This is a genomic window from Hansschlegelia zhihuaiae (assembly GCF_004103825.1).
Taxonomy (GTDB): Bacteria; Pseudomonadota; Alphaproteobacteria; order Rhizobiales; family Methylopilaceae; genus Methylopila; species Methylopila zhihuaiae.
Window position 1 is genome coordinate 23427 of record NZ_RYFI01000009.1, and the last position, 9877, is coordinate 33303.

Here is a 9877-nt window from a genome sequence, read left to right on the forward strand (position 1 = left end):
TCGACCCGAGGCGCATCCCGGACGGCCTCGCGGATTCGAAGGCGCTGACGCGCGAGCGGCGCGAGGCGGCGTTCGCCGAGATCATGGCGACCGCGGCGGTGTCCTTCGTCGCCGCCTCCACCCAGCGGATCGAGACGCAGAACATCCGCGGGGCGACGCTCTGGGCGATGTCCCGAGCGGTGGCCGGCCTCGGCGTCCGACCCGACATCGCCCTGATCGACGGCCGCGACGCGCCGCCGGGCCTGCCCTGCCCTGCCGAGCCGGTGATCGACGGCGACGCGATCATCCAGTCGATCGCCGCTGCCTCGATCGTCGCCAAGGTGGTGCGCGACCGCATCATGACGCGGGTAGCCCTGGAATTCCCGGCCTATGGCTTCGAACGCCACATGGGCTACGGCACGCCAGAGCACCTCGCGGCGCTCGGCCGCCACGGCCCCTGCGCGCATCACCGGCGCTTGTTCGCGCCGATCGCGGCGCTGCTCGCCTCCGCGGCCGCCTGAACGGAATTTCGGGAACGCTGCGCCGCTCTCCCGCCTTCCATGCAAGATGCGGACTTCCGCGCCGGCTTGGAGGCTCACAATGCCCATCACCCTCAAAGGCTCCTGCCGTTGCGGCGGCGTCTCCTTCTCGGTCGAGAGCTCAGGGCCGGTCCCCTACCAGCTCTGCTACTGCTCGATCTGCCGCAAGACCGCCGGAGGCGGCGGCTACGCCATCAACCTGATCGGCGACAGCCGAACGCTGAAGGTCTCGGGCGCGGCCAAGCCCGCCATCTACCGCGCCGAAATCGACGACGGCTCCGGCCGTTGCGAGTTGTCCTCGGCCGAGCGCAATTTCTGCCCGCGCTGCGGCAGCGCGCTCTGGCTCTACGACCCGAACTGGCCCGACCTTGTGCATCCCTTCGCATCCGCGATCGACAGCAAACTGCCGAGGGCGCCTGAGCGCACCCACCTCATGCTGCGCTTCAAGCCGTCCTGGGTGGAGCCGGACTTCGGCCCAAACGACAGGCGCCACGACATCTATCCGGAAGAGTCGATCGAGGAGTGGCATCGCCGCCATGGATTGTGGCTGGAGTGACGGCCGTCAACCAACCGTTCACCCTGTTTGTTGAGCCGCCCTTTACGTTACCGAAGCGAGACTCCCGCCCGTCAGGATTTAACGGACGGGTCTGCATCTCATGGCGTATCGGCGTAACGGGGCGGCGCTCGCAGCGGCTCAGTCTTCCTCGACCCTCCCGCTCGACACGATCCTGACCGGCGACTGCGTGGCGGAGCTCGAGAAGCTGCCGCCGGCCTCGGTCGACCTGATCTTCGCCGATCCGCCCTACAACCTGCAGCTTCAGGGCGACCTGCGAAGGCCGGACCAGAGCCTGGTCGACGCCGTCGACGACGCCTGGGATCAGTTCGAGAGCTTCTCGGCCTATGACGCCTTCACCCGCGCCTGGCTGCTCGCCGCCCGGCGCGTGCTGAAGCCGACCGGCACGCTCTGGGTCATCGGCAGCTACCACAACATCTTCCGCGTCGGCTCGGCGCTGCAGGACCTCGGCTACTGGATCCTGAACGACGTCGTGTGGCGCAAGACCAACCCGATGCCGAACTTCCGCGGCCGCCGCTTCACCAACGCCCACGAGACGATGATCTGGGCGGCGCGCGGCGCGGACTCGAAGGGCTACACCTTCAATTACGAGGCGCTGAAGGCCGGCAACGAGGATCTGCAGCCGCGCTCCGACTGGCTGATCCCGATCTGCTCCGGGGGCGAGCGCCTGAAGGGCGAGGACGGCCGAAAGGCGCACCCGACCCAGAAGCCCGAGGCGCTGCTGGCCCGCGTGCTGCTCGCCGCCTCGAAGCCCGGCGACGTCGTGCTCGACCCGTTCTTCGGCTCCGGCACCACCGGCGCGGCCGCCAAGCGCCTCGGCCGCCATTTCATCGGCGTCGAGCGCGACCGCGACTACGCGGCGGCGGCGCGGGCCCGCATCGACGCGGTCATCCCCGAGGCTCACGAAGCGATCGTGTCCGCGCCTGCGAAACGCGAGGCTCCGCGGGTCGCGTTCTCGACGGTTGTCGAACGCGGCCTGGTGCGCCCCGGCGCGCGCCTTGTCGACGAGCGCGGCCGCTACGAGGCGACGGTCCGGGCGGACGGCACCCTGGCCTTCGGAGCCGTGATCGGATCGATCCATCGCATCGGCGCGGTCGCCCAGGGCCGCGAGGCCTGCAACGGCTGGACCTTCTGGCACTTCGCGGGCCCCAAGGGCCTCACCCCGATCGACTCGTTCCGCGAAGCCATCAGATCCGAAGCCGCATGACCCAGGGCCGCCAGAAAGGCGGCCCGACGAGAAACTGCCGCGCCAGGGCGTGAGCCTGGAGTTCTGCCCAAGGAATGGACCAGATGTTCGGCCTCTCGCTTCGCGCCGCGTTGACGGCGCTGTCCGGTCTGTCGCTGGCGCTTGCGATCGGGCTCGGGATCATCGCCCTAAAGAGCCTCGACGCCGTCAATGACGGCGCCCAGACGCTCTACGCCGACGTTCTGTCGCGCGTGTCGAGCGCGAACGCCATGAGCGTCGCCTTCAGCAATTTGAGGATTTCGGAAGCCGAGCACGTCGCGTCCCAGGACATCGGCGCGAAGAACGCCGCCAAAGGCTCGATCGTGGCAGCAAAGGCCGCCTTCCGTGGCAGTCTCGAGACCTACCGCGCGGCAGCCGGCGCGGACGAGGAGCAGGCGGCGATCGCCGACGACATCGCCGCGGCCTTCGACAAATACGAGACCCTCGACGAGACCTTCGTCGAGTATTCCTCGACCTACCGCGAGATCGACGCCAGCCAGATCTTCTCCTCCGAGATGAAGGGGCCCTACATGGCGATCAGCGACCGGCTTCGCGACCTCGTCGCGACGAGCGCGAAGGCCGCCGACGCCGCCCACGCCTCGAACCTTGCGACCTTCGAAACCTCGTGGCGCCTGGTGGCGGGGTTCATGATCTGCGCCCTGATCGTCTCCGCCGCCTCTGCCGCCTTCGCGCTGTTCGGCGTCAGCCGCCCGCTCGGCGGGCTGCGCGACGCGATGGCCAGGATCGCGGGCGGCGATCTCGAGGCCGAAATTCCCTTCACCGGCCAGCGCCACGAGATCGGCGCGATGGCGAACGCCGTTGAGGTCTTCAAGGCCGGCCTCGTCCATGGCCGCGCGATCGAGCGCGAGAGCGCCGAGGCGCGCGCCGGGCTCGAGGCCCAGCGCAAGGCGGCGACGCGCGAGATGGCGGGACGTTTCGAAGGGGCGATCGGCGGCATCGTGACGACGGTGTCGGCCGCCTCGACCGAACTCCAGGCGACCGCGCGGGCCATGACCGAAGCCGCCGGGCGCACCGCCTCACAGTCAATCCACGTGGCGTCGGCGGCCGAGGAGGCGGCGAGCAATGTCGGCCAGGCGGCGGACGCCACCGAGCGGCTCGGCCACACGGTCCGTGAGATCGGCCGGCAGGTGGCGGATTCGGCGCGGCTCGCCGAGGCGACGGTCTCGGACGCCCGGCGCACCGGCCGCCTCGTGCAGGAACTCAACGACGCCGCTTCGCGGATCGGCGACGTGCTCGACATGATCTCGACCATCGCGGCGCAGACCAACCTGCTCGCGCTCAACGCCACCATCGAGGCGGCGCGCGCCGGCGAGGCCGGCAAGGGTTTCGCGGTGGTGGCCTCGGAGGTGAAGACGCTCGCGGCGCAGACCGCGACCGCGACCGACGAGATCGCCCGCCAGATCGCCGCCATCCAGGCCTCGACCGTCGACGCGGTCTCGGCCATCGGGGCGATCGGCGCGCGAATCAGCGAGATGAGCGACACCACCGGCGCGATCGCGGCGGCGGTCGAGCGCCAGGAGGCCGCGACCGTCGAGATCATCGCCAAGGTCACGCAGGCGGCGGGCGGGGCCGGCGACGTCACCACCAACATCACGGGCGTCGCGGCCGCGGCCGACCACACGGGGGCTGCGGCCGGACAGGTGCTGGAGGCGGCCTCGGAGCTGTCGCGCCAGTCCGAGCATCTGAGCTCGGAGGTCGAGCGCTTCCTGTCGACGGTGCGGGCGGCCTAACCCGGTCTCGCGAGCGTCCGCATAGCGCCGAACGCGATTGCGGCGGCGAGCGCGGCGAGCAGCGCGAAGCCGAAGCGCAGGCCGACGGCGTCCGACAGGAAACCGATGAGCGGCGGGCCGACGAGCCCGCCGCCATAGCCCATCGAGGCCACCATCGCGAGCGCCGCGGCGGGCGCGACGCCCGGAACGCGGCTCGCGGCCGAGAACAGCGGCGGCACGACATTGGCGAGCCCGAGCCCCGCGAGCAGCAAACCCGCATAGGCGACCCACGGGTCCGGCGCGAGTGCGACGATCGCGAACGCCGCCGCCGCGATAACGCCTGACGCTTGGACAGCGCGCGCCGCACCGAGACGGTGGACGAAACCGTCGCCGAGCAACCGGCCGACCGTCATGGAGGCCGAGAAGGCCGCATAGCCGCCCGCTGCAAGCGCGAGCGGCGCGGCGGTGACGTCGCGAAGGAACACCCCGCTCCACTCCATCACCGCCCCCTCGCAGAGAAATGAGCAGATGGCGAGCAGCCCGAGGGCCAGAACCGCGCGGCTCGGCAGGCGCAGCGCCAGACCCGGCTCCGCCTGCTCCTCATCTGCGAACCGCAGCCAGAGGCCCGACGCCGCGACCGTCGTCGCGAGGACGAGCGCCGGAGCGCCCATGCCGAACGGCGCGCCGGCGCCGAGCGCGATCAGTCCGGCCGCGCCGGCCGCGCCCGCCAGTCCGCCGATCGAGAAGAAAGCGTGGATCGACGACATGATGGGTCGGCTCCAGGCGCGTTCGAGCGCGGCGGCATGGGCGTTCATGGCGATGTCGATGCCCCCGACCCCGAGCCCGATCAGGAAGGCCGCAACGCCGAGCGCAGGCGCATGCGGCGCATAAGGCGGAAGCGCGAGAACGGCGCCCAGAAACAGGCCGCTCGCGACGCAGATCCGGACCGCGCCGAAGCGATGGACCAGCGCGCCTGTCGTGGGCATCGCGACCAGCGCGCCCGTGCCCATGGCGAGCATCACGAGGCCGAGCGTCGAATCGTCGAGCGCGAGCCCCGCCTTGAGCAGCGGGATGTGCGCGGCCCACACGCCGAGCGACGCGCCGGAGACGAAGAACAGCGCGAGCGTCGCGATCCGCGCGCGCATCAGCGACCGGCGCGACGCCGCGTCGGCGGCGGCGAAGGACGTCATGAGGCGGCGCGGCGGACGGCTGGGGGAGCGGAGGTCACGGCGCCGCTCATGCCATGGGCGAGCGCCTTGCGGAAGACGGTCGGCAGCGCCTCGGAGGCGAGATCGTCGGCCGCGGCCCATCGCGCGCCGGGGGGCGCCGGCGTGGAAAGTGGCAGCTCGGCGACCAGAACGGCGAGCTCCAGCGCGAAATGGGTGAAGACATGGGTCGCGACCCCGGGGACGCGCCGCCAGCCGGCCGCGAACGGCGCGTCTGCCGCAAGCGTCGAGACCGAAACCGAAAGGTCGACGTCCGCCGACCAGTCCCCGGTCGGGATTTCGGTCATGCCTCCGAGCAGCCCCTTGGGCGGGCGCTGACGGACCAGCACGGCGCCGTCCGCGCGCCGCACGAGATAGGCGACGCCGTAGCGTGTCGGCCGGACGGCCTTGGCCGCCTTTCTCGGATAGAGCTCGGGCGCGCCGCTTCTTCGCGCCGCGCAGGATTCGCTCCAGGGGCAGAGCGCGCAGGCGGGCTTGCGCGGCGTGCAGATCGTCGCCCCGAGATCCATCATCGCCTGCGCGAAATCGCCGTGGCGGGCCGGCGGCGCGAGCGTCGCGGCCAGACTCCGGATCTCGGGCTTCGCGCCCGGCATGGGGGCCTCGACCGCGAACAGGCGCGCGACCACGCGCTCGACATTGCCGTCCACCACGGTCGCGGGTCGGTCGAAGGCGATGGCGGCGATCGCAGCGGCCGTGTAGGGCCCGACGCCGGGCAGCGCGAGCAGCGCCGCCTCGTTGGACGGAAAGCGACCGGCGTGGCGTTCGATCACGGCGCTGGCGCAGGCGTGGAGGTTTCTCGCGCGGGAATAATAGCCGAGCCCCGCCCAGAGCTTCAGCACGTCGTCGAGCGGAGCGGCGGCGAGAGCGCGGACGTCAGGAAAGCGCGCGAGAAACCGCAGGAAATAAGGCCCCGCGGCCTTCACGGTCGTCTGTTGCAGCATGATCTCGGAGAGCCAGATGCGGTACGGGTCCGCGCGCTCGCCGGGCTCCGCGCGCCAGGGAAGCCGCCGACGGTGGCGGTCGTACCAGGCGAGGAGGGCGCCAGGGGATGGAGGTTGTGCGGCGGCGGCCAAGGGCTAGACTCGACGAAACGGACGGGACCACCCAGCGAAGGTCGGCCTCCGCCGGACCATCGGACCGCGCCCCTCGATGCTCAAGCCCCCCCGCACGAAACAGCTTGCCGACCTGCTGCCCGAAGCGCTCGGGCCGGCGGCCGCGCGGCAGGGGTTTGCGGGGGCCGAGATCCTCGCGCGCTGGGACGCGATCGTCGGGCCGGAGCTCGCGGCCGTCTCCGCGCCCCAGAAGCTCGCCGCCCCGCCGCGCGCGCCGGACGCCGACCCTTCCGTTCCGCCTCCCCGCTCGACGCTGACCGTCCGGGTCGAGGGCGCCTTCGCGCTCGAGCTGCAGCACCGCACGCCCGAGATCATCGAACGGGTGAACGCGCATCTCGGCTGGCCCTGCGTCGGCCAGGTCAAGATCCGCCAGGGATCGGTCGCAGGGCTCAGACGCGCGAAGCGCGCGGCCGCGCCTGCGACCCCGCCGACGCCCGAGGACGAGGCCCGCATCGCCGACGCGACGGCCCGGATCGAGGACGGCGATCTCGCCGACGCGCTGGGCCGGCTCGGCCGCGCCGCCCTGCCGGCCTCGCGCAGGGCGGACCGCTGATCGTCCGCGGCAGCCCGTCACGCGACATTGAGGCCGCAGAGCGCCCGACAACTTGCTTGCGCCACATTCCTCTTGCGAAAAGGCTGAGACGCCGCAACCTACGCCTCAAACGCGGACGGCCGAGCCGCGACCAGACCCGAGGACACGCCCCGTGACGCTGACCCGCCGCCGCCTTCTCGAGACCGCCGCGCTCTCCGTCGCGGGCTTCGCGGCGTTGTCGCTCGCCCCGAAGCTCGGCTTCGTGACCGACGCCCTCGCCCAGGCCCCCGACGCGCAGGAGCTCGCGGTCGCGGGGCCGTTGGGCGAAAAGGCGGAGGGCAAGGCCGACGCGCCCGTCACCATGATCGAATACGCCTCGACGACCTGCGGCCACTGCGCCCAGTTCGCGATGCAGACCTTCCCGAAGCTCAAGTCCGACTACATCGACACCGGCAAGGTGCGCTTCATCCTGCGCGAGTTCCCGCTCGACCCGCTGTCCGCCGCGGGCTTCATGATCGCCCGCTGCGCCGGCGACGACGCCAAATACTTCGCCACCGTCGACCTGCTGTTCAAGGAACAGAAGCAGTGGGCCTATTCGGACAATCCCGTCGAAGGGCTGCAGAATCTGGTGAAGCAGGTCGGTTTCACCCAGCAGAGTTTCGAGGCCTGCTTGACGAATCAGGAGCTTCTCGATGGCGTGAACTGGGTCCGCCAGCGCGCGGCCGAGAAGTTCGGGGTGAACTCGACGCCGACCTTCTTCATCAACGGGAAGATCCAGCGCGGGGCGATGAGCTTTGAGAATCTCAAGAAGATTCTGGACCCGCTGGTGGACAAGAAGGCCTGAGGGCAGACCTCAGGCTCGCGTCCCGGCCGCAGCGAAGCGGAGAGCCGGGACCCATAACCGCGCCGAGCGCCGATTGGGCGCGGCTTCCGCCTCTCTTTTCCTGTTGAACGATGAGTTTATGGGTCCCGGCTCTTCGGCCGGGACATGGCCGTTGCGGTTCAAGGCGCGGGCGCCATGAACTTCACGCGGCTGCGCCTCGCGGGCTTCAAGACCTTCGTCGATCCTGTCGACGCGCCGATCGAACCGGGGCTGACCGGCATCGTCGGGCCGAACGGCTGCGGCAAGTCGAACCTCGTCGAGGCGTTGCGCTGGGTGATGGGCGAAAGCTCCTTCAAGTCCCTGCGCGCCGCCGGCATGGAGGACGTGATCTTCGCGGGGTCGACCGGCCGCCCGGCCCGCAACCACGCCGAAGTCTCGCTCACCCTCGACAACACGGCAGGCCTCGCGCCCGTCCCCTTCGCGCAGGCGTCGGAGATCGAGGTCAGCCGCAAGATCTCGCGCGGGCTCGGCTCGGCCTACCGGATCAACGGCCGCGAGGTCCGCGCCCGCGACGTCCAGCTGCTGTTCGCCGACGCCTCCTCGGGCGCCCGCTCGCCCTCGATGGTGGGACAGGGCCGCGTCGGCGAGATCATCAACGCCCGGCCCGACCAGCGCCGCCGCATCCTCGAGGAGGCGGCCGGCATCGCGGGCCTTCACCAACGGCGGCGCGAGGCCGAGAGCCGGCTCGAAGGCGCGGAGCAGAACCTCGCCCGCGTCGAGGACGTGATGGTCAAGCTCGACGAGCGCGCCGAGGCGCTGAAGCGCCAGGCGCGCTCGGCCGAGCGCTACCGCCAGCTCACCGAGGAGATTCAGACCTCCGAAGGTCTGTCGCTGCTCGCCCGTCACGCCGCCGACGCCGAGGGCGCGCTCGCGGCCGAGCGCGCAGAGACCGCGGCGCTCGCGGCCTCGGCGGAAGCCGCCCGCGTCCAGGGCGAGGCGGCGCGGGTGGAGGCCGTCGCCGGCCATGCGCTTGGCCCCGCCCGGCAGGCCGCCGCCGAGGCCGAGGCGGCGCTGCGCCGCATCGCCATGCAGGCAGGCGAGCTCGAGGGCGAGGAGGCCCGCGCCCGCGCCCGGCTCGCGGAGCTGACGCGGCGGCTCGCGCAGATCGACGGCGACTTGACGCGCGAGGCCGCGCTCGCCGAGGACGCCGCGGCGACGCTCGAACGGCTTGCGAGGACGGCCGAGGATTTTGGACCGGAGACCGGCGGCGATGAGGCCTCCGCGGACGCCGCAAAGGCCAGGCTCGCCGAAGCCGAAGCCGCCATGGCGGCGGCCGAGGCCGCGCTGACAGAGCGCGCCGAGGCGGCCGCCGCCCGCGCGGCCGAGCGGCGGGACCTCGACCGGCGCCGCCAGGAGCAGGCGGACCGGCTGCAGCGCCTTGGCCGCGAAGCCGCGGAGCTCGACCAGCGCGCCGCGGCGATTTCGGCGGAGGCCGCGCGCCATGGCGACGCCGCGGCGCTCGCCGAAGCCTGGGCGGCCGCAAGGGCGCGCGCGGGGGAGGCCGAACGCGCCGCGGAATCTTCCGAAGCCGATCTCGCCCGCGCCCGCGCCGCCGAGATCGAGGCGCGCGGCCCTGCGGGCCAGGCCGCCTCGCGCGCCGAGCGCGCCGAGACCGAGGCCCGCACCCTCGCCAAGCTCGTGGCCGACGATCCGACCCGCAAATTTCCGGCCGCGGTCGACATGCTGGTGGTCGACCCCGGCTTCGAGACGGCGCTCGGCGCCGCGCTCGGCGACGACCTCGATGCGGCGCTCGACGCGCAGGCCCCGGCGCATTGGGCCGGGGCCGAAGCCGCGGGCGACCCTGCCCTGCCCGCAGGCGCCCGGCCGCTCTCCGACCATGTCACGGCGCCCTTGGAGCTGATGCGCCGGCTCGCCCAGATCGGCGTCGTGGAGCGGATCGATGGACCCGCGCTTCGGGCGCGCCTTGCTCCCGGCCAGCGGCTCGTCAGCCTCGAGGGCGATCTCTGGCGCTGGGACGGGCTGACGCTCGCGGCCGACGCGCCGACGCCGGCGGCCAGGCGGCTCGCCGAGAAGAACCGGCTCGGCGCGGTCGAGCGCGCGGCGGCCGAAGCGCGGG

9 protein-coding genes are annotated in these 9877 nt (G+C 72.1%); 7 read left to right on the forward strand and 2 right to left on the reverse strand.

Going from position 1 to position 9877, the window contains the following annotated elements:
* The 4 genes from rnhB to EK403_RS10560 form a co-directional block, all read left to right on the forward strand.
* The coding region (rnhB, locus tag EK403_RS10545; RefSeq protein WP_128777584.1) for a ribonuclease HII at positions 1-500 on the forward strand (500 nt) is incomplete at its 5' end.
* Positions 501-579: 79 nt separating this feature from the next.
* Positions 580-1074, forward strand: coding sequence for a GFA family protein (locus EK403_RS10550; protein ID WP_128777461.1), 495 nt, complete (start codon positions 580-582; stop codon positions 1072-1074).
* Between the two features lie 100 nt (positions 1075-1174).
* The gene (locus tag EK403_RS10555; RefSeq protein WP_128777462.1) at positions 1175-2299 is read left to right on the forward strand and encodes a site-specific DNA-methyltransferase; all 1125 of its coding nucleotides are present in this window, start codon (positions 1175-1177) and stop codon (positions 2297-2299) included.
* 74 nt (positions 2300-2373) lie between these two features.
* Positions 2374-4068 carry a methyl-accepting chemotaxis protein gene (locus EK403_RS10560; RefSeq protein ID WP_245479629.1) on the forward strand — a complete coding sequence of 565 codons (1695 nt, stop codon included), beginning with the start codon at positions 2374-2376 and terminating at the stop codon, positions 4066-4068.
* Here EK403_RS10560 and EK403_RS10565 read toward each other — a convergent pair.
* Both EK403_RS10565 and mutY read right to left on the reverse strand, forming a co-directional pair.
* Positions 4065-5237, reverse strand: coding sequence for an MFS transporter (locus tag EK403_RS10565; RefSeq protein WP_164919569.1), 1173 nt, complete (start codon positions 5235-5237; stop codon positions 4065-4067). The two genes, EK403_RS10560 and EK403_RS10565, sit on opposite strands and share 4 nt — an antisense overlap.
* On the reverse strand, positions 5234-6346 hold the full coding sequence (gene mutY, locus EK403_RS10570) for an A/G-specific adenine glycosylase (RefSeq protein WP_128777464.1): 1113 nt from the start codon (positions 6344-6346) through the stop codon (positions 5234-5236). The genes EK403_RS10565 and mutY overlap by 4 nt, the downstream gene beginning before the upstream one ends.
* A gap of 76 nt (positions 6347-6422) precedes the next feature.
* Between mutY and EK403_RS10575 the strand changes: the two genes are divergently transcribed.
* From EK403_RS10575 to EK403_RS10585, 3 genes are all read left to right on the forward strand, one after another.
* Entirely contained in the window at positions 6423-6938 is a 516-nt protein-coding gene (locus EK403_RS10575; protein ID WP_128777465.1) for a DUF721 domain-containing protein, read from the forward strand.
* Positions 6939-7089: 151 nt separating this feature from the next.
* On the forward strand, positions 7090-7761 hold the full coding sequence (locus tag EK403_RS10580) for a DsbA family protein (protein WP_128777466.1): 672 nt from the start codon (positions 7090-7092) through the stop codon (positions 7759-7761).
* 174 nt (positions 7762-7935) lie between these two features.
* On the forward strand, positions 7936-9877 hold a 1942-nt coding region (locus tag EK403_RS10585; RefSeq protein ID WP_164919575.1), incomplete at its 3' end, for an AAA family ATPase.

Bases quoted from the DNA above. Each gene is read 5' to 3' on its own strand.
- EK403_RS10550 (WP_128777461.1), top strand. From the start codon at position 580: ATGCCCATCACCCTCAAAGGCTCCTGCCGTTGCGGCGGCGTCTCCTTC.
- EK403_RS10555 (WP_128777462.1), top strand. From the start codon at position 1,175: ATGGCGTATCGGCGTAACGGGGCGGCGCTCGCAGCGGCTCAGTCTTCC.
- EK403_RS10560 (WP_245479629.1), top strand. From the start codon at position 2,374: ATGGACCAGATGTTCGGCCTCTCGCTTCGCGCCGCGTTGACGGCGCTG.
- EK403_RS10565 (WP_164919569.1), bottom strand. From the start codon at position 5,237: ATGACGTCCTTCGCCGCCGCCGACGCGGCGTCGCGCCGGTCGCTGATG.
- EK403_RS10575 (WP_128777465.1), top strand. From the start codon at position 6,423: ATGCTCAAGCCCCCCCGCACGAAACAGCTTGCCGACCTGCTGCCCGAA.